The following is a 19,621-nucleotide window of genomic DNA, read 5'->3' as shown; positions in this document are numbered from 1 at the left end:
TCAGTGATCGCTCACCGAGCCGACAAATGGGTCTTCGGGCCGGTTTTTCTTTTCATCATTGACGTCAACATCAGGTTCAGCGCCTGCCGTTTCCGCCTTTGTGCTATGACCACCCGTGCTGTCGTCATCCCAACCTGCAGGTTTACGCGGCTTGCGCCCAGCCATAATGTCGTCGATCTGCTTGGCGTCAATGGTTTCATACGTCATCAACGCATCAGCCATCACGTCTAGCTTGTCGCGATTAGCCTCTAAAATCTTCGTAGCAACGCCATAGCACTCATCAATAATGCGACGAACCTCCTCGTCGATTTGACGGGCGGTCTCACCAGAAAAGCCCTTGCCCTGCCCTGGAGGGCGACCAGCGTAAGCACCTTCCTCAGCATCCTCGTACATCAGCGGCCCCATCTTGTCTGACAAGCCCCACTTGGTCACCATCTTGCGAGCAATATCGGTAGCACGCTCTATATCATTTGAGGCCCCTGTTGTCACACCATCAGGGCCGAGGGTCATTTCTTCGGCAACTCGACCGCCAAACAATGAACAAATCTGGCTAATAATATGTCGGCGACTCAGACTGTAGCGATCCTCTTCCGGCAGGAACATGGTCACACCCAAGGCCCGACCACGCGGAATAATACTGACCTTATATACTGGGTCATGCTCAGGCACTTCACGACCAACTATGGCGTGACCCGACTCATGATATGCGGTATTTAATTTTTCTTTCTCTGACATAACCATCGATTTGCGCTCAGCGCCCATCATAATTTTGTCTTTTGCCAAATTAAATTGCTCCATACTCACCAAGCGCGAGTTACCGCGAGCGGCAAACAAAGCAGCCTCATTAGCAAGGTTGGCAAGATCTGCACCCGAGAAACCTGGCGTACCACGCGCAATGACAGACGCTTCAACGTCATCACCTAAGGGCAATTTACGCATATGTACTTTTAAAATTTGTTCGCGGCCGCGAATATCGGGCAGACCCACCACAACCTGACGATCAAAACGGCCCGGACGCAGTAGCGCGGGATCTAGTACATCAGGGCGGTTAGTCGCAGCAATCACAATCACGCCGTCATTGGCCTCAAAACCGTCCATCTCAACCAGCAACTGGTTCAATGTTTGCTCGCGCTCGTCATTACCACCGCCCATTCCCGTACCACGGTGACGACCTACAGCATCAATCTCATCAATAAAAATAATGCATGGCGCCTGTTTTTTAGCCTGTTCGAACATGTCACGCACACGCGACGCGCCAACACCCACAAACATTTCAACAAAGTCGGAACCAGAGATAGAGAAAAACGGGACTTTAGCCTCCCCTGCAATCGCTTTTGCGAGCAGTGTTTTACCCGTGCCGGGAGGACCCACCATCAGCACACCGCGAGGAATACGGCCACCCAAACGCTGGAATTTACCGGGGTCTTGCAAGAACTCAACCAGCTCGCGAACGTCTTCTTTGGCTTCATCAACCCCCGCCACATCGGCGAAAGTGGTTTTAATTTGGTCTTCGCTTAGCAGTCGCGCCTTGCTCTTGCCGAAGGACATGGGACCGCCTTTGCCGCCACCAGCACCGCCTTGCATCTGCCGCATGAAGAACATGAAGATCGCAAGAATAATCAAGATAGGAAAGCTAGCCACCAACAATTGCGTCCACAGACTTTGTCGCTCGGGCTTCGTACCCACAACGACCACATTATGCTGCAGCAAATCGTCAATTAACTTGGGATCATCGAGCAAGGGCCGCACGCTCTCAAAGCGACTGCTGTCATTGCGTTCACCGCTAATCACTAAGCCGTCAATAACCACTTTACGAACACGCTCGTTCTGCACTTCACTAATGAACTGCGAGTAGTTAAGTTGCTCAGTAGGCGACTGGGCGCTGAAGTTATTAAAAACCGTCAACAGGACAGCAGCAATAACCAGCCACAATAATAAATTCTTTGCCATATCGTTCAAAAACCGATCCTCACGCTGCTATGTTCGCAAAGCTAACAAAACGGAAATTTAGCTCCAAGCTCTGCCCACTCTACTACATTAATTGAGTACCCTCTACGCAATAATTAGCCGCGCAGACCAGTGGCTACTAGATAAACCTCCCGCGATCTCGGCCTCGATGCAGCCGGTTTACGGGTAACTACCTTGCTAAAACGTTCGCGAAGAAGGCGCATATATTCTTCAAAACCCTCTCCCTGAAATATCTTGGTGACAAAGCCGCCACCGGGGCGCAGTGCCAAGTCAGCCATATCCAGGGCCAACTCGCACAAGTACATGGACTGAGGCTGATCAACGTCCCTCATACCACTCATATTGGGGGCCATATCTGAAATTACAAGATCTGCCTTCTGATTTCCCAAAAAAGCCATTAACTCATTGAAAACAGATTCTTCAGTAAAATCACCCCGAATAAACTCGACGCCGGCGATGGTATCCATCTCCAGAATGTCTGAAGCCAAAACTTGGCCATTGTGTCCCACCAGCATAGCGGCGACCTGCGACCAACCGCCCGGCGCGCTACCCAAGTCGACGACACTCATACCCGGCTTAAAAAGACGGTCTTTTTCCTGAATTTCAAGCAACTTATAACACGCCCGCGAACGATAGCCCTCTCTCTGGGCCTGCTTGACGTAGTGATCGTCAAAATGTTCCTTCAGCCATGCGCCACTAGATCCTGTACGTTTAACCACGCCAACTCCATTAATAGCGAGAATTCACATTTCAGCGCAAGCGCCTTTCGAGTAAAATGCTGGGCCACGCCTTTTTCGGTTTAGTAATATTATGTCCAAATTCAGCGCCAGTGATAAAAAACACCTCCGCAGTATCGGCCACAAACTCAGCCCCGTCGTGATGATTGGTGATCGCGGATTAAGCGAGGGCGTGAATACCGAAATTGAACGCGCGCTAGACGATCACGAACTCATCAAAGTTAAGGTAAATATAGCTGAGCCAACCGAGCGCCGCGCCTTAATTGATCAATTTTGTGCCGCCCACAAGGCGCATTTGGTGCAGGCTATCGGTAAAATCGCACTGATTTACCGGCCCGCTAAAAAGCCTAACCCAAAGCTGTCAAACCTGCTTCGGGCATAAGCCTAAAATGGTTTATTCGGCGAGGTGTTGCACCTTGTCGATTTCATACTCGATGTTACCGCCCGGCGCGGTTACCAAGGCTACATCGCCCTCTTCTTTACCGATTAGAGCGCGAGCTATGGGTGACGTCACAGAAATTTTCCCCAACTTCACGCTAGCCTCATCTTCGCCGACAATCCGGTAGGTTACTTCTTCATCAGTTTCACAGTTGATCAAGGTTACCGTGGCACCAAAAATGACTTTGCCGCTATACGGGATAGTCGTTATGTCAATCACGCGCACGCCGGCCAGCTTGCTTTCAATTTCCTGAAGCCGACCTTCGCAAAATCCTTGCTGCTCACGAGCGGCGTGATATTCGGCGTTTTCTTTTAAGTCGCCATGGGCGCGCGCCTCAGCAATTGCCTGTGTGATACGCGGACGATCAACTGTTTTCAGTTTTTTTAGCTCGTCGCGCAGCGCTTTTTCACCCGCAACGGTCATTGGCACCAGATTCATTGCATCATACCCTCGTGTACGTCCTGTAAACGACGCACTGTTCGCTCTTCACCAAAGGCTAAAGCCTGACAAATTGCCTCGGCTCCGGCAAGTGTTGTGGTGTAACTCACTTTGTTAACCAAGGCACTGCGACGAATCAGTGATGAATCGGCAATAGCCTGCTTACCTTCGGTGGTATTGATAATTAAATCAATATCGCCATTTTTAACCATATCGACAATATGCGGACGACCTTCCAGCACTTTATTTACGCGTTTGCAGCTAAGCCCCACATCCGTTAGCACCTTATGAGTACCCCGTGTGGCGCACAGTGTAAAACCTTGCGCAACCAACTGAGTCGCCACTGCAATCGCGCCGTCTTTATCAGGATCGCGCACACTGATAAAGGCATGCCCCGTAGTTGGGAACACTTCGCCCGCCCCTACCGCCGCCTTGGCGAAAGCTTCGGCAAAGGTCTCACCCAAGCCCATCACTTCACCCGTCGATTTCATTTCTGGCCCAAGAATGGGGTCAACGCCTGGGAACTTAGCAAAGGGGAAGACTGCTTCTTTTACCGAGAAATAGGTGGGAACAATCTCAGTAGTGAAATTTTGGTCTTCCAAGCTGGTGCCGGCCATACAGCGCGCCGCGATCTTCGCGAGCGACACGCCAATACATTTCGATACAAATGGCACAGTCCGTGATGCTCTCGGGTTTACCTCGATCACATATACTTCACCGTCTTGCACTGCAAGCTGCACATTCATCAAACCGATAACGCCCAGCTCGATAGCCATGGCCTTGACGATCTCGCGCATGCGATCCTGGACTTCGGCTGACAGCGAGTACGGCGGTAATGAACAGGCAGAATCACCGGAGTGAACACCCGCTTGTTCAATATGCTGCATAATCGCGCCGATCACTACTTGCTTGCCATCAGATACCGCGTCGAGATCAACCTCAACCGCGGCATCCAAGAAATGATCTAATAGAACTGGCGATTCATTGGAAACCCGAACCGCCTCACGCATATACCGCTTCAGCTCATCTTCCTTGTAGACGATCTCCATCGCCCGACCGCCCAGCACATAAGATGGCCGCACGACTAAGGGATAGCCAATTTTTGCAGCCGCGACCAAGGCCGCCTCTTCTGAGCGAACAGTGGTATTGGGTGGCTGCTTTAGCTTTAACAGCTCAATCATCTGCTGGAAGCGCTCGCGATCTTCAGCGCGATCAATCGCGTCTGGAGAGGTACCAATAATAGGTACACCCGCAGCTTCAAGATCACGGGCCAATTTCAGCGGCGTCTGACCGCCAAACTGCACAATCACGCCCTTGGGTTTTTCTTTGGCAACAATTTCCAAGACGTCTTCGAGAGTCACTGACTCGAAATACAAACGGTCTGAAATATCATAATCCGTCGAAACAGTCTCGGGGTTACAGTTGACCATAATGGTTTCGTAACCATCTTCGCGCATCGCCAATGCGGCGTGTACGCAGCAATAATCAAACTCAATACCCTGACCAATGCGGTTGGGGCCACCACCAATAACTAAGATTTTCTCACGGTCAGACGGTAGCGATTCGCACTCTTCTTCATACGTAGAGTACATATACGCGGTCGAGGTAGAAAACTCCGCCGCGCAGGTATCTACACGCTTGTAGACTGGACGAATATCCAAACTGTGGCGCAGCTCACGCAACTGGGTTTCGCTAACGGCCAACAAGACTGCCAAGCGCTGATCTGAAAAGCCTTTACGCTTCAGACGCCACATCATATCTTTAGTGATATCTGCGAAAGCCACGGTTTTTAGTGCGTTTTCGGATTTAACGATGTCTTCAATCTGGACCAGGAACCAAGGGTCAATCCACGAATGCTCAAACACCTCGTCAACACTCATGCCGGCGCGGAAAGCATCGGCCACAAACCATATACGCTCTGGGCCAGGATTAGTCAGCTCGGCAATTAAAACATCCCGCGCATCGTCACGATCAACATCAATCTGATGCTCAAAACCAGCCGAGCCAACCTCAAGACCACGAAGGGCTTTTTGCAAGGATTCTTGGAAAGTACGGCCAATCGCCATTACTTCGCCAACCGACTTCATCTGAGTGTGCAGACGGGTTTGCGCTTCGCCAAATTTTTCAAAGGTAAAGCGCGGTATTTTAGTAACGACGTAGTCAATGGCAGGCTCGAAAGAGGCCGGGGTCGCGCCGCCGGTAATATCGTTTTGGAGCTCGTCTAAGGTGAAGCCGACTGCCAATTTGGCCGCCACTCTCGCAATGGGGAAACCAGTCGCTTTTGACGCCAGCGCCGATGAGCGACTCACCCGCGGGTTCATTTCAATAACGACCAAGCGACCGGTGTGCGGCTCCATACCAAACTGAACGTTGGAGCCGCCAGTTTCTACACCGATCTCACGCAATACCGCACAAGAGGCGTTACGCATGATTTGATATTCTTTGTCCGTCAGCGTTTGAGCTGGCGCGACGGTGATTGAGTCGCCGGTATGCACACCCATTGGATCAAAGTTTTCAATAGCGCAAACAATAATGCAGTTGTCGTTTTTATCACGCACAACTTCCATTTCGAACTCTTTCCAGCCAATCAAACTCTCGTCAATCAAGAGCTCCTTGGTAGGCGACAAATCGAGACCACGAGTACAGATTTCGATAAATTCTTCTTTGTTATAGGCGATACCGCCGCCGGAACCACCCATAGTAAAACTAGGGCGAATAATAGCGGGGAAACCAATGGCATCCAGTACTTGCAATGCCTCCTCCAAACTGTGGGCAATTGCCGAGTTCGGGGTTTCCAGGCCAATCCGTTTCATGGCCTTGTCGAACAACTGGCGGTCTTCTGCCATGTCGATGGAATCTTTAGTCGCGCCGATCATTTCAACGCCGTACTTTGCCAGCACGCCTTCGCGATCCAAATCTAAGGCGCAATTTAGCGCCGTCTGGCCACCCATGGTGGGAAGCACCGCATCTGGACGCTCTTTTTCAATAATTTTGGCAACCGTTTGCCATACCACCGGTTCAATATAAGTGGCATCAGCCATCGATGGATCAGTCATGATGGTCGCAGGGTTGGAATTCACCAAGATGACTCGGTAACCTTCTTCCCGCAGGGCCTTACAAGCCTGGGCACCGGAATAATCAAACTCACAAGCCTGACCAATGACAATTGGACCAGCTCCAAGGATGAGGATGCTTTGGATATCAGTTCTTTTTGGCATAAGTACTAATCATCTAACTCTGTGCTTCGTAATAAGACGTCTGCCACCGGAAGCTGGGCCACAGACACTCGCTAATGTCGTTCTTTCCCGCGGACTGCCAATATGCCGGCAGCCGCTGGGCGTAATCTTTACTTGGCCTGTTTAGCAGCCACAATCATATCCATAAACTGATTGAACAAAGGCGCGATATCATGCGGGCCAGGACTGGCCTCTGGATGACCTTGAAATCCGAACGCCGGTGTATCTGTGCGCTCAAAACCTTGCAAGGAGCCATCAAACAACGACTTATGGCTTATCACTAAGTTTGCGGGCAAGGAGCTTTCATCAACCGCAAAGCCATGGTTTTGGCTGGTGATATGCACCACCTTGGTCTTCAAATCCTGAACCGGATGGTTGGCGCCGTGATGACCAAACTTCATTTTCTGGGTTTTGGCGCCAGACGCCAAGCCCAACAACTGATGCCCTAGACAAATACCAAACACCGGCACACCGGTTTTCAGAATTTCTTTTATGGCGTCGATTGCGTAATCACAAGGCTCTGGATCACCAGGGCCGTTCGACAAAAATACGCCGTCGGGATTCATCGCCATCACATCCGCAGCCGATGTCTTGGCCGGCACGACCGTCAAACGACAGCCCCGATCCGTCAACATCCGCAAAATATTGCGCTTCACCCCAAAGTCGTAGGCAACAACATGGTGAGGGAGCTCGGCATCGCTAAAGGTTTTATGACCGGCGCCGAGCGCCCAGCTGCCTTCGCGCCACTCGTAGCTCTTGGGCGTGGTGACTTCTTTGGCCAAATCCATACCCTTTAGCCCGGCAAATTCCTTCGCCATGACTAAGGCCTTGGCCTCATCGATATCACCAGCCATTAAACAGCCACCCTGAGCACCTTTATCGCGCAAAATACGCGTTAAGCGACGAGTATCGATATCTGCAATACCAATAATATTTCGTGCTTTGAGGTAATCAGACAGACTTTGTTCGCTGCGGAAACTCGATGCCAAAATAGGCAGATCCCGAATGACCAAGCCCGCAGACCAAATGGTGCCTGCTTCTTCGTCTTCGCTGTTCACACCGGTATTGCCGATATGGGGATAGGTCAATGTCACTATTTGGCGAGCATATGAGGGATCGGTTAAGATTTCTTGATAACCGGTCATTGCCGTATTAAAAACGACCTCACCAACCGAGTGCCCTTCAGCACCAATGGCAATGCCCCGAAAAATGCTGCCGTCTTCAAGGGCAAGTATGGCTGGAACCGTCAAGACTACCTCCTAGATCAAACTTGCGGCCGAGAGCCACCGCCGACATAAACGCCAGAACGACAACCAAGGGACCACAGAGGAAAATACGCGTGCAAAAAAGCGAGATGAAGATTACCTCACCTCGCCTTTTGCGGGGCCGCAGAGCTTATTTAGCTCAGCACCCTAATCTGATGCGCGATTTTACGCGAAATGCCCCCCGCGCGTCCACCTCAATAAATACCGCTAATGCGTGTTTGGCTGGCAATTAGCCACAATGTCGGTCTAACTCAAGGACTCAATCACTTTAATTCGAGGACATCCTGCATATCATAGCGACCCGCTGCCTGCGTATTTACCCACGCCGCTGCGCGCACTGCACCACGAGCAAAAGACATGCGCGAACTGGCCTTGTGGGTGATTTCAACCCGCTCACCATCCGCACAGAACATTACGGTATGATCGCCAACAATATCGCCGGCGCGCACGGTGGCAAAACCAATCGTTTCACGCTCACGGGCGCCTGTCTGGCCTTCGCGACCATACACAGCTACTTTTTCCAAATCGCGACCCAGCGCGTCGGCTACCACCTGCCCCATACTCAGTGCAGTGCCCGATGGCGCATCAATTTTGTGGCGGTGATGAGCCTCGACAATCTCTATATCAACATCATCACCCAGCACCCGCGCGGCCATATCTAACAACTTAAAGCACAAATTCACACCGGTACTGAAGTTGGACGCCTGACAAATAGCAATTGGCGCAATCGCGATCTCTAGCTCCGCTTTTTGCTCGCTGCTAAAGCCAGTAGTGCCAATCACCATGCCCTTGCCAGCCAAACCACAGGCCTTGGCATTCGCTAGAGTTGCCGCAGGCACGGTAAAATCGATGAGCACATCAAAATCATTCAACACAGCACTAACATCGCCCACAATGGCGACGCCATTCTTACCCAAGCCCGCTAATTCGCCGGCATCGGCGCCAATCAAGGAACTCTCTGGGCGCTCAATTGCTGCTGTCAATTTGCAGCCTTCATTGAGAGAAACGGCTTCGATCAAAATCCGCCCCATCCTGCCGGCGGCACCGGTAACTGCTATCCGAACTGTCATATCAATTTCCAATATTTAAGAGTCTGTATCTATTTTTTCGCCAATGCCTATCGCGCCTCTACGCGCCGCGTCATCTAGCTCTTCATCGGCTTCGCCCAGCGCCATCTCTCGCACCGTAATAGATGCCAGCGCCGCCTCCAGGGCTGCGTCAATTGCCGCCGTCACTTCGGCAACACCATGAACTGGCTTGCGTGGCACGCGCAGCGCAACGACTTGCATTGTGCCTTCATTGCGCACCGCATCTATTACCGTCTTTAAAGACGTTTTCTCGAGTGGTGCACTTGGCAGGTAGCGCGGCGGGTCCTCGTGATTCTCGGTCACTAAGCCGGCATGTTTTAAGGCCAATAACACCCGCGTTACGCCCTGAATTTGCACTCGCAGACGATACACAAAATCGCTTGCAGAAAATGGTTTACGCGCCTGGTAATAACGCTGCGCAATAATCGCCATTACCTGTAATGCCAGCGTTTCGCGCTGACGAATGCTTAAATCGCCACTGCGGCGCACCGGCGAGATATATTCGGGGTGCTGAACGTAAAATGCAACACTGCTACCAACTAACAGAATCAACCAACTGATGTACATCCACATCATAAACAAAATCAAAATCGCAAAGCCGGAGTAAATCGCATACGTACCACTGCCGCTGGCAGAGACCACCACACTACCAAAACCCCATCCTAAACTTTGAAATAACACCCCAGATACGATGCCCGCTACCAAGCCAGCGCGAAAGGTGACTCTGGTGTTTGGTATAAACATATAGAAAAAGGTGAAGGCGGCAATAATCATTAAATACGGCGCAGCCTCAGTAACAAAGGCGATCAAATACTGCATGAAAGGCACATGCGTACTGATGGTCTGCACAAAACTGCCACTCAAAACGCTGGCAGACAAACCAATAGCTGAAAACACCAGCAGCGGCCCAATTAACATTACGCTACCGTAGTCCGCAAACCGCCGACCCATGCTGCGAGGCTGATCGAGGCGCCAAATATAATTAAAGGTTGCTTCTATTTTTTGAATCAATGAAATAGCTGTATAGAAAAGCAGCGCAACACCAAAGGCGCCCAATACACCGATTTTTACATTATCGATGAAGCCGATAATTTTATCGGTAATCTCAACACCCTGCGCCCCCATAGGTGCAAGAAACTGCAGCATGATAGGTTCTAGCTGCTTATTGTGCATGCCAAAGGCTTTGAGCACCGAAAAGCTCACCGCCATCATTGGCACCAAAGACAATAAGGTGGTGTAAACCAAACTCATCGCACGCAGGGTTAACTCACCCTTGGTTAAGTCATCAAGCACGACGTAGAGCAAGCGCAAAGCATCTATTAACTTTCTTCGCCATGCACTGTAATGCACCACTTTATCTGACCACAGATACTCGGCTACAAATTTATTGAGGGTTTTATCCATTATTTAGGCGCCTTTAAATCGCTCGGAGCGTAGCAAAGCCGAATTCGTATGCCGCAAAGAATGGAGAAAAAATCGGGGGAAGTCGAGACCGGATTCCACCGGAAGGTGGAATCCTTCGAAACGCGCGCCAATAACTTAGAGCTTCATATCGTCAAAAAACGTTTTCACACCGTCAAACCACGTTTTTTTTCGCGGTGACTGTTTATCATCGCCTTCCATGCTCGCCTGCAACTCTTGTAAAAGCTCTTTTTGGCGCTTGGTTAGCGAGACCGGCGTTTCCAAAGTGACTTTACAGATTAAGTCGCCGGTGCTGCCACCGCGAACCGGTGTAATACCCTTACCACGCAAGCGGAAGGATTTACCCGTTTGGGTTTCAGCCGGAATTTTGAGTTTTACGCGCCCTTCCAAGGTCGGCACGTCCAACTCTCCACCCAAGGCAGCATCAGCAAAGCTGATCGGCACATCACAGTACAAATTCTTACCGTCGCGCTTAAAGATCGGATGCGGACGCACCGACATCTGCACGTATAGATCACCCGTTGACCCACCGTTAGGACTAGCCTCACCTTCACCAGTAAGGCGAATACGATCACCAGTATCAACACCAGCGGGTACCTTCACCGACAAGGTTTTGGTCTCTTCATTCAAACCCTGCCCGTGACACTCTGAGCACGGATCGGAAATAGTGCTACCTTTGCCACGACAGTTTGGGCAGGCCTGCTGCACGGCAAAGAAGCCCTGCTGCATACGAACTTGGCCTACGCCGTTACAAGTAGTACAGGTAACCGGCTTAGACCCTTTTTTGGCACCGCTACCGTCACAGGGCTTACACGCCACCAAGGTAGGAATACGAATTTTTGCCGTTGAGCCGTGAACCGCCTGCTCAAGATCAATTTCCAGGGTATAACGCAAATCTGAGCCGCGCTGTGGCCCGCGCTGACGACCGCCTCCACCGCCGCCACCGAAGATGTCGCCGAAGACGTCACCAAAGATGTCGCTGAAACCACCGGCACCGCCGCCACCGCCACCAAAACCGCCGCCCGCATTTACACCCTCATGACCGAAACGGTCATAAGCAGCGCGCTTTTCTTCATCGGAAAGCACTTCGTAGGCCTCTGTGGCCTCTTTAAAAATATCTTCTGCTTTCGGGTCATCTGGATTGCGGTCAGGATGGTTTTTCATCGCAATACGACGGTAAGCTTTTTTAACTTCCTTACTATCCGTGTCTCGCGACACACCCAAAATTTCGTAGTAATCTCGTTTTGACATAGCTTCGCTTTACACTGTTCAGGAGAGTGAAGGCAATCAAACCGCCGTGCCGCTCTACCAGATAAATTGATGACTGTTGTTAAACGCCAAACGGGAAACCGCTAGACCACTTAAAGAACTTATAGCTCCAGCGTCTCACGTCTCCCGTTAAGCAGAATGCAAGTTTGGGGCCGTAAAGCCCCGCACCTTACTTCTTATCGTCGTCTTTCACTTCTTCAAACTCGGCATCGACAACGTCGTCAGCGCCAGACTGGGGCTGCTCTTCGCCACCGCCAGCCGCTTCCGCTTGGGCTGCTTGTTCGGCGTACATCTTCTGAGCAAGGCCGCCAGAGGCTTCGGTTAGCTTCTTAGTGGCTTCTTCGATTTTCTCGACATCGTCACCCTTGACTGCCTCATCAACTTCAACCAAGGCGGCTTCAATTGCAGCCTTCTCTTCGTCGGTCGCTTTGTCGCCAGCCTCTTCTAGTGTTTTGCGAGTCGCGTTAGCCAAACCTTCGGCGGTATTACGAGCCACAACCAGTGCTTCAAACTTCTTATCCGCCTCAGCATTGGCTTCGGCATCGCGCACCATTTGTTCGATTTCCTCTTCCTTCAAACCGCTAGAAGCAGTAATACGGATAGACTGCTCCTTGCCCGTCGCCTTGTCTTTGGCCGACACATGCAAAATACCGTTGGCATCAATGTCGAAGGTTACTTCAATTTGCGGTAAACCACGTGGTGCAGGCGGGATGTCTGCTAAATCAAAGCGACCCAATGATTTATTGGCCGATGCTTGCTTGCGCTCACCCTGGACAACGTGAATAGTTACCGCAGTTTGGTTGTCATCAGCGGTCGAGAACACTTGTGATTTCTTAGTAGGAATCGTGGTGTTTTTCTCAATCAGTGATGTAGCAACGCCACCCATGGTTTCAATACCCAGGCTCAACGGAGTAACGTCAAGCAGCAATACGTCTTTCACTTCGCCAGACAGTACCGCGCCTTGCAATGCCGCGCCCATGGCAACCGCTTCATCTGGATTCACATCGCGACGCGCTTCTTTACCAAAGAACTCAGTTACTTTGGTTTGCACCAAAGGCATACGGGTCTGACCACCGACCAAAATGATTTCGTCTACTTCAGAAACCGACAAGCCGGCATCTTTCAAGGCAACCTTCATTGGCTCTAATGAACGCGCCACTAGATCGCCAACCAAAGATTCGAGCTTCGCGCGGCTCAGCTTTACTACCAAATGCTTAGGACCGGTTGCATCCGCCGTGATGTATGGCAGGTTAATCTCGGTCTGCTGGCTAGAAGACAATTCGATCTTGGCTTTCTCAGCCGCTTCTTTCAAACGCTGAACAGCAAGAGAATCGCCTTTCAGATCAATACTGCTTTCTTTCTTAAACTCTTCCGCCAAATAATCGATCAGGCGCATATCGAAATCTTCACCACCCAAGAAGGTGTCGCCGTTAGTCGCCAACACTTCAAACTGGTGCTCGCCATCTACTTCAGCAATTTCAATAATCGAGATATCAAAGGTACCGCCACCCAAGTCGTATACCGCAATAGTGCGATCGCCCTTAGACTTGTCCATACCGTAGGCTAGCGCCGCCGCAGTAGGCTCGTTAATAATACGCTTTACTTCTAGACCCGCGATGCGGCCAGCGTCTTTAGTCGCCTGACGCTGAGAATCATTAAAGTAAGCTGGCACAGTGATAACCGCTTCGGTTACTTTTTCACCGAGGTAGTCTTCTGCCGTCTTCTTCATTTTTTTCAGAACTTCAGCAGAAATCTGTGGAGGGGCCATTTTCTCGCCCTTCACTTCTATCCACGCGTCACCATTGTCTGCTTCGCAGATATTGTATGGCACCATTTTGATGTCTTTTTGAACGACATCATCTTTGAAGCGACGGCCGATCAAACGCTTTACCGCGTAAAGTGTGTTGTGCGGGTTAGTGACAGCCTGACGCTTAGCGCTTTGGCCTACCAACACTTCTTTGTCGTCGGTATAGGCGACAATAGAAGGTGTAGTACGCGTACCTTCTGAATTCTCAATTACCCTAACTTTGTCTCCGTCCATTACTGCAACGCAAGAGTTAGTAGTACCCAAGTCAATACCAATAATTTTTCCCATCATCATTCTCCACTTAATCTAACTGTCGCCACCTGCGGCGAAATTCTTTGTCTTGTTGACATATATTGGCCCTTATCCACACATTTCAAGGGGGCATAGGCCATTTTTAATACAATTAACAATTATGGCGCTTTAGCAATCACAACCATTGCCGCACGCAGCAAACGGCCATTAAGGGTGTAGCCCTTTTGCATCACGTCCATTACTGAATTTGGCTCAACGTCAGGATTAGGCACCATCGCCATCGCCTCGTGATACTCGGGATTAAACGGTTCGCCTACCGGATTCAACTGCTCAACATTGTGACGCGCCAAGGCATCTACCAGTGTTTTTCGAGTTAACTCCACGCCTTCCAAAATAGCCTTTAAGGCTTCGTCTGCAACATCTGCAGAAGCCAATGCACGATCCAAGTTATCGACAACCGGAAGCATATCGCCGGCAAACTTTTCCAGCGCAAACTTCCGCGCATTCTCGGCATCTTTCTCGGCTCGGCGACGGATATTTTGCGCATCCGCTGCAGCGCGCAATGATTGCTCACGCGCATCGATAACCGCCTGCTTTGCCGCCTCTAGCTGCTCTTCAAGGCTAAGCTCCAGCTCGCCACTAAGCTCAACATCATCGTCCTGCTGCAGCTCCTCAGATTGAAGCTCTTCATCTGGCTGCACTGCTTTATCTTGTTCCTCTGTCACGTATCCACTCTCCGTCACACGTATTTGGTCTTGCGGACAATTGCCGCGTTGACGCGTATATGGGGTTTAGCATGGCTAATTCAAGGCAATGATCAATATTTTTACCACTAGTGATTGACGATTGCCTCCACCAGCAGTATTTTACTGTATACATATACAGTCTATTTTTTTAACTATTGTGAGAGATCATCATGCTGAGCAATCTCAACATCAGCAATTACGCCATTGCCGAACGCCTCGACATTGAACTCAATCCAGGCATGACAGTGCTAACAGGCGAAACCGGGGCAGGCAAATCCATCATGCTCGACGCACTCGGGCTGGCGCTGGGCGACCGCGCAGACAGCAATATTGTTCGTATCGGCGCAGATCGCGCAGACATTCACGCCCTGTTCGATATCAGCGGCATTCCAGCAGCTCACGCCTGGCTACAACAACGGGACTTGGACGACAGCGATGAATGCATGCTAAGACGAGTCATTTCTGCGGATGGTCGCTCACGCGCCTATATCAATGGGCAGCCAGCCACCCTGCAAGATGTTCGTGAACTCGGCAAATTACTCATCGACATTCACAGCCAGCACGCACACCAATCTCTGCTGCAAAAGCCCTACCAGCGCGAACTATTAGACGCCTATGCCGGCACCACCAAGCTAGCCAAGCAGGTAAGCGAGCACTGCCACCAATACCAACACTGCGTAAAAACCTTAGCGGCACTAGAAACCAATCTCGCTGAGCAAAATGCCCAGGAACAGCTGCTGCGCTACCAGCTTGAAGAATTACATAGACTCGACCTCAAGGCAGGTGAAGTCGAGGAGCTTGAAAACCTACAGAAGCAACTGGCCAATGCAGAACAAATATTGGCCGCCAATCACCATAGCCTAAACCTCTGCCGAGACGGCGAAGTCAACGCCATGGGCATTCTGCATCAGGCAATATCCTCTCTTCAAAGCAGCCAGCACAGCAGCCTTGCGCAGGATAACGCCGCACAACTTATTGAAAGCGCCCGCATTCAAATTGAAGAGGCCGCCGGCGAACTTCAACACGTCATCGATAGCACAGAACTCGACCCGGCGCGCCTAATCGAAACCGAAGCAAGACTAGACGCCATTTACCAAACCGCGCGCAAACATCGTATCCAGGCCGATGAACTCGCGGCATTACAAGCCTCACTAGAAACCCAGCTTGAGGAACTGGATGCCAGCGACGAAAAAATTGACCAGCTGCGCAGTGAGCAAGATCAGGCCCTAAAGGCGTATCAGAGCGCCTCGGTAAGCTTGAGTAAAAAGCGAGCCAAAGCCGCCAAGCTTATGAAGCAAGGGATAGAAGAACAACTTCAAGCGCTGGCAATGAAACACTGCGAAATCGAATTTGCCATGCATCCGCTAAGCAGTAATGAGCCTCACAGCCACGGCCAAGAAGACATTGAAATATTAATCAGCACCAACCCTGCCAGTGCCAAGGGCCCGCTCAACAAGATCGCCTCGGGTGGCGAACTATCGCGCATCAGTCTTGCCATTCAAGTGATCACCGCCAAAGTTGCCGCGATACCTACCGTGATCTTTGACGAAATTGACGTCGGCATTGGCGGCGCTACGGCAGAAATTGTTGGCCAACTGCTCAAGTCCTTGGGACAACGCAGCCAAGTGCTGTGCGTTACCCACCAAGCTCAAGTCGCCAGCCAAGGTGATCATCACATTAGGGTGCAGAAAGTCGGCAACAAAACCAAGCTAACAACAAGCCTGGAGCCATTGGAAGCGAATCAAAAGATTGAAGAAATTGCGCGGATGCTAGGCGGGATCGCCATTACTGAAAACACCCTCGCTCACGCTAGAGAAATGCTAGGAATACGCCATTAAGAGAGGCAGCGCGGCATCGACACACCATAAGGGCGAGCTATCGTCGCCCTTAGAAAACACTAATATGCCGTTAGCTCTTTTTGGGGCGCACGTATAGAACAAGACTATGATCAACCAAATCGAAACCGCGATCTTCAACTAGTTGACGCTGGCGCGACTCAATAACATCATCGTAAAACTCGATAACCTCACCCGACTCCATACACACAATGTGGTCGTGGTGATCGCCTTTCTCCAACTCAAACACCGAATGACCGGTCTCAAAGTTATGTCGCGTTACCAAACCAGCGGCCTCAAACTGGGTCAACACTCGGTAAACCGTAGCCAAACCCACATCCTCGCCCGACTCCATCAAAGCGCGGTAAACATCTTCAGCGCTAAAGTGCTGATTGTCGCTTTCAGCCTGCTCTAGCAGCTGCAAAATCTTGACTCTCGGCAAAGTAACTTTGAGCCCAGCCTTACGAAGCTCTTGATTTTCTATAGACATATGCCTTGGACCTTAGCGTTGCGATTGGGTTTGCGCTATTATCCCACGCCTCTATAAGCGATTGGAACCCTTAGAATGTATAGACTCCTTGCCACAGCCTGCCTACTCGTCTCTTTGGCCGCCTGCAGCTCCTTGGAATTCCCTGGTGTTTACCGTCTGCCCATCGATCAAGGCAACGTTATCACCCAGGAAATGGTAGATCAGCTCAAGATCGGCATGACCCGCAGCCAGGTTGAATACGTTATGGGCACGCCGCTAGTGCGCGACACTTTTAGCCCCAATCGCTGGGACTATATCTACTCCCTAAATGATCGGAACAACGAGAAGCAAGAGCGCCACCACCTGACGGCGTTTTTTGTTGACGACAAGCTAAGTGAATTCCGCACCGACATCAAACCAAGTCCAGAGCAGGCCGCAGAAACCGCACCTGACACTGAAGAAGCGGCCGACGAGTAATAATTACTTGGCGTCTTTGCGAGCCGCCTTTACTTTGGCGGCTCGCTGCTTGCGGACCTCTTTGGGATCGGCAAGCAGAGGTCGATATATTTCTACGCGGTCGCCAGCTTTAAGCGCTTGGCTGTCTGGCGCATTTACTGATTTTCCGAAAATCCCTAAATCGACTGAGCTTAGATCCAAGTCTGCAAATTGCTTATCTAAGCCTGATTGCATTGCCGCCGCGCGCACCGTGCAACCCTCAGGAACCTCCAAAGCAACAATGCGCTGCCTATCGGGCAGGGCATAAGCAACTTCAACGTGAATCGTATTACTGTTATTTTCCATATTGCTCATTCGCTCTCTTCACAAGGGCATCGACCAAGTTATTAGCCACCGAATTAAATAACTGTCGCGTTGCTACCCCGACCACATTATTGGTCAAGGCAAACTCCAAATGTAAACTAAGCTTACAGGCGCCGGCACCCAAGGGCAGCAGCACCCATTCGCCAGTAAGATTTTCAAAAGGGCCATCAATTAAGCTTAATTTCACACTGCGACCGGGCGTCAAGGTGTTGCGAGTGACAAAACTAAGACGAATACCGGCGCGGGACAAATCTAAACGCGCATCCATGGTTTCGTCTGTCTGCGCCAATATTTCCGCACCCACACAGCCATCCATATATTTCGGATAAGCCTCAACATCATTAATCAGCAGATAAATCACATCCGCAGAATACGGCAGTAAGGCACTGCGTCGAATCTCGGTCATACGGGGGTCCTGAATCATTCAAAAGTACGGGGTATACAATCTACGCAGCAATACGCAAATACAGACCAACAACTAATACAGCCAACACGGCCGGGGGCGCAATATACCGCAATAAGGCCTGCCAAAGCCAAAAAAACACCCCTTCAAACCAGCCTTCTCGAACCCCGTACACCAGTTTAGGCACCCGCCAACCGGCAAACAAAACAAAACACCAAGCACACAAGGGCAGCAGCACATTAGCCGCAAGAATATCTAACCACTCCATCAAACTACGTGACCACCAGCGCATTCCAGAATCTGTCATCATCGACGAAATCGACAAATCACCCATCAAAAACACCATGGCGCCTACCAGCATGGCCGCAAGCCAACGCATAAAACCCCAGCGCTCAACCAAGTAGGCAACCACCGGCTCCATCAATGCCACCACCGTAGTCAAAGACAGAATAAACAGCAGCAGATAAAACGCCGTGCCCGCAATGTCACCAAAAACCAAATTACCAAAAGAATATGGCAGACTGATAAACAACAACGCCGGCCCAGAGCCCGGAACAATATGCTGGTCAAATACCAGCGCCAAAATAGCGACACCCGCAATAATCAGCACCACCGTGTCAAACACCGCTAAGGCAATCAGCTGGCGGGTAACCGATCTGCCCGAGGGAAAATACGCGCCGTAGGCCATCAGCGCGCCAGTACCAATACTTAGGGTATAGAAGGCGTGCTGCAAGGCCGAAAATCCGCCTCGCCACGTCAGATCCTCCAGCCGTAACTCAAACATCCAACGCAAGGCCGAATTAAAGTCGCCCAAGGCGTAGCCGTAATAAAGCAGACCAACCAGTACCAGCAACAACACCGGCAGAATAACGCGCAACACCGCCGCCATGCCCCACACCACATTTAACGCAGATAGACTGACGGCCATTACTAGAAACAAGCGCTGCCAAAACCGCATAAGCTCAGGCGACGCCAACAACTCCTGAAACTCTTTAGCAACCACATCCACACTAGCGGCATCCATCACTCCAGATGCCATCTTCGCCACATAGGCGAGCAGCCAACCAGATATAATCGAATAATTAACCGCTAGCAATAAAGCGGCAATACAGGCTATTTGAGTCACCAAAGACCAGTGCTTACTCGCCTTAGCGTAATGCGCCAACTGATCCATTGCGTGTATTGGATTGCCCCGAGCGCGCACTGCAATGCGTACTTCAGCTATCGCGATCGGCAGCATGACAAGAAATAAGCACGCCACATACGCAATGAGATAAGCACCACCGCCATTCTGACCAAGTTCCTGTGGCGTCCTCCAGAAATTCCCCAAACTGACCACCAAACCGGTGGCTGCAGCAAGGAAAGTCCAACGGCTAGACCAGATACCTTGTATTTTTCGTTTCTTTAAGGTCATAGACCGACAACATC

At 50.8% G+C, this 19,621-nt stretch carries 17 protein-coding genes; 3 read left to right on the top strand and 14 right to left on the bottom strand.

Annotation, left to right across the window (positions count from 1 at the left end):
• The gene (ftsH, locus tag AB4875_RS04485; RefSeq protein WP_368377044.1) at positions 1–1,950 is read right to left on the bottom strand and encodes an ATP-dependent zinc metalloprotease FtsH; all 1,950 of its coding nucleotides are present in this window, start codon (positions 1,948–1,950) and stop codon (positions 1–3) included.
• A 113-nt stretch (positions 1,951–2,063) separates the two neighbouring features.
• Entirely contained in the window at positions 2,064–2,687 is a 624-nt protein-coding gene (rlmE, locus tag AB4875_RS04480; protein ID WP_368374852.1) for a 23S rRNA (uridine(2552)-2'-O)-methyltransferase RlmE, read from the bottom strand.
• Between the two features lie 91 nt (positions 2,688–2,778).
• On the opposite strand from rlmE, the gene AB4875_RS04475 reads away from it, so the two are divergent.
• Positions 2,779–3,087 (top strand): YhbY family RNA-binding protein, encoded by a 309-nt coding sequence (locus tag AB4875_RS04475; RefSeq protein ID WP_368374851.1) that lies wholly within the window; start codon positions 2,779–2,781, stop codon positions 3,085–3,087.
• Between the two features lie 12 nt (positions 3,088–3,099).
• Here the strand turns inward: AB4875_RS04475 and greA are convergent, their stop codons facing one another.
• The 8 genes from greA to grpE all read right to left on the bottom strand — a co-directional run bounded on the left by greA (position 3,100) and on the right by grpE (position 14,646).
• The gene (greA, locus tag AB4875_RS04470; RefSeq protein WP_368374850.1) at positions 3,100–3,582 is read right to left on the bottom strand and encodes a transcription elongation factor GreA; all 483 of its coding nucleotides are present in this window, start codon (positions 3,580–3,582) and stop codon (positions 3,100–3,102) included.
• Positions 3,579–6,800, bottom strand: a complete 3,222-nt coding sequence (gene carB / locus AB4875_RS04465) for a carbamoyl-phosphate synthase large subunit (RefSeq protein WP_368374849.1) — start codon at positions 6,798–6,800, stop codon at positions 3,579–3,581. Before carB ends, greA begins: the two co-directional genes overlap by 4 nt.
• Positions 6,801–6,928: 128 nt before the next feature.
• A complete protein-coding gene (carA, locus tag AB4875_RS04460; protein WP_368374848.1) occupies positions 6,929–8,068 on the bottom strand; it encodes a glutamine-hydrolyzing carbamoyl-phosphate synthase small subunit in 1,140 nt (379 codons plus the stop codon).
• A 278-nt stretch (positions 8,069–8,346) separates the two neighbouring features.
• Positions 8,347–9,153, bottom strand: a complete 807-nt coding sequence (gene dapB / locus AB4875_RS04455) for a 4-hydroxy-tetrahydrodipicolinate reductase (RefSeq protein ID WP_368374847.1) — start codon at positions 9,151–9,153, stop codon at positions 8,347–8,349.
• Between the two features lie 15 nt (positions 9,154–9,168).
• Positions 9,169–10,575, bottom strand: a complete 1,407-nt coding sequence (locus tag AB4875_RS04450) for a YihY/virulence factor BrkB family protein (protein WP_368374846.1) — start codon at positions 10,573–10,575, stop codon at positions 9,169–9,171.
• 135 nt (positions 10,576–10,710) lie between these two features.
• Positions 10,711–11,844, bottom strand: coding sequence for a molecular chaperone DnaJ (gene dnaJ, locus AB4875_RS04445; RefSeq protein ID WP_368374845.1), 1,134 nt, complete (start codon positions 11,842–11,844; stop codon positions 10,711–10,713).
• A gap of 187 nt (positions 11,845–12,031) precedes the next feature.
• On the bottom strand, positions 12,032–13,957 hold the full coding sequence (gene dnaK / locus AB4875_RS04440; RefSeq protein ID WP_368374844.1) for a molecular chaperone DnaK: 1,926 nt from the start codon (positions 13,955–13,957) through the stop codon (positions 12,032–12,034).
• A 122-nt stretch (positions 13,958–14,079) separates the two neighbouring features.
• Positions 14,080–14,646, bottom strand: a complete 567-nt coding sequence (grpE, locus tag AB4875_RS04435) for a nucleotide exchange factor GrpE (RefSeq protein ID WP_368374843.1) — start codon at positions 14,644–14,646, stop codon at positions 14,080–14,082.
• A gap of 191 nt (positions 14,647–14,837) precedes the next feature.
• Between grpE and recN the strand changes: the two genes are divergently transcribed.
• Complete coding sequence (recN, locus tag AB4875_RS04430; RefSeq protein ID WP_368374842.1) at positions 14,838–16,505, top strand: DNA repair protein RecN; 1,668 nt, start codon at positions 14,838–14,840, stop codon at positions 16,503–16,505.
• Positions 16,506–16,575: 70 nt separating this feature from the next.
• On the opposite strand, the gene fur is transcribed toward recN, so the two are convergent.
• On the bottom strand, positions 16,576–16,992 hold the full coding sequence (gene fur / locus AB4875_RS04425) for a ferric iron uptake transcriptional regulator (RefSeq protein WP_368374841.1): 417 nt from the start codon (positions 16,990–16,992) through the stop codon (positions 16,576–16,578).
• 75 nt (positions 16,993–17,067) lie between these two features.
• On the opposite strand from fur, the gene AB4875_RS04420 reads away from it, so the two are divergent.
• The gene (locus AB4875_RS04420) at positions 17,068–17,448 is read left to right on the top strand and encodes an outer membrane protein assembly factor BamE (protein ID WP_368374840.1); all 381 of its coding nucleotides are present in this window, start codon (positions 17,068–17,070) and stop codon (positions 17,446–17,448) included.
• A 3-nt stretch (positions 17,449–17,451) separates the two neighbouring features.
• Here the strand turns inward: AB4875_RS04420 and AB4875_RS04415 are convergent, their stop codons facing one another.
• The 3 genes from AB4875_RS04415 to AB4875_RS04405 are packed head-to-tail and all read right to left on the bottom strand — an operon-like array spanning position 17,452 to position 19,607.
• Positions 17,452–17,772 carry an RnfH family protein gene (locus AB4875_RS04415; RefSeq protein ID WP_368377043.1) on the bottom strand — a complete coding sequence of 107 codons (321 nt, stop codon included), beginning with the start codon at positions 17,770–17,772 and terminating at the stop codon, positions 17,452–17,454.
• Entirely contained in the window at positions 17,762–18,196 is a 435-nt protein-coding gene (locus tag AB4875_RS04410; protein ID WP_368374839.1) for a type II toxin-antitoxin system RatA family toxin, read from the bottom strand. The genes AB4875_RS04415 and AB4875_RS04410 overlap by 11 nt, the downstream gene beginning before the upstream one ends.
• 40 nt (positions 18,197–18,236) lie before the next feature.
• Positions 18,237–19,607 carry a sodium-dependent transporter gene (locus tag AB4875_RS04405; protein WP_368374838.1) on the bottom strand — a complete coding sequence of 457 codons (1,371 nt, stop codon included), beginning with the start codon at positions 19,605–19,607 and terminating at the stop codon, positions 18,237–18,239.
• Between the last annotated feature and the right edge of the window lie 14 nt (positions 19,608–19,621).

Source organism: Zhongshania sp. R06B22 (genome assembly GCF_040892595.1).
In the GTDB taxonomy this organism is placed as follows: domain Bacteria; phylum Pseudomonadota; class Gammaproteobacteria; order Pseudomonadales; family Spongiibacteraceae; genus Spongiibacter; species Spongiibacter arctica.
Note: the sequence above shows the minus strand (reverse complement) of the source record. Positions and strands in the feature narration are given on the sequence as shown.

Coding starts and splice junctions, on each gene's coding strand:
- AB4875_RS04410 (WP_368374839.1), bottom strand. CDS start 18,196: ATGACCGAGATTCGACGCAGTGCCTTACTGCCGTATTCTGCGGATGTG.
- ftsH (WP_368377044.1), bottom strand. CDS start 1,950: ATGGCAAAGAATTTATTATTGTGGCTGGTTATTGCTGCTGTCCTGTTG.
- AB4875_RS04405 (WP_368374838.1), bottom strand. CDS start 19,607: ATGACCTTAAAGAAACGAAAAATACAAGGTATCTGGTCTAGCCGTTGG.
- dnaK (WP_368374844.1), bottom strand. CDS start 13,957: ATGGGAAAAATTATTGGTATTGACTTGGGTACTACTAACTCTTGCGTT.
- greA (WP_368374850.1), bottom strand. CDS start 3,582: ATGAATCTGGTGCCAATGACCGTTGCGGGTGAAAAAGCGCTGCGCGAC.
- recN (WP_368374842.1), top strand. CDS start 14,838: ATGCTGAGCAATCTCAACATCAGCAATTACGCCATTGCCGAACGCCTC.
- dapB (WP_368374847.1), bottom strand. CDS start 9,153: ATGACAGTTCGGATAGCAGTTACCGGTGCCGCCGGCAGGATGGGGCGG.
- AB4875_RS04415 (WP_368377043.1), bottom strand. CDS start 17,772: ATGGAAAATAACAGTAATACGATTCACGTTGAAGTTGCTTATGCCCTG.
- fur (WP_368374841.1), bottom strand. CDS start 16,992: ATGTCTATAGAAAATCAAGAGCTTCGTAAGGCTGGGCTCAAAGTTACT.
- dnaJ (WP_368374845.1), bottom strand. CDS start 11,844: ATGTCAAAACGAGATTACTACGAAATTTTGGGTGTGTCGCGAGACACG.
- AB4875_RS04475 (WP_368374851.1), top strand. CDS start 2,779: ATGTCCAAATTCAGCGCCAGTGATAAAAAACACCTCCGCAGTATCGGC.
- AB4875_RS04450 (WP_368374846.1), bottom strand. CDS start 10,575: ATGGATAAAACCCTCAATAAATTTGTAGCCGAGTATCTGTGGTCAGAT.
- carB (WP_368374849.1), bottom strand. CDS start 6,800: ATGCCAAAAAGAACTGATATCCAAAGCATCCTCATCCTTGGAGCTGGT.
- AB4875_RS04420 (WP_368374840.1), top strand. CDS start 17,068: ATGTATAGACTCCTTGCCACAGCCTGCCTACTCGTCTCTTTGGCCGCC.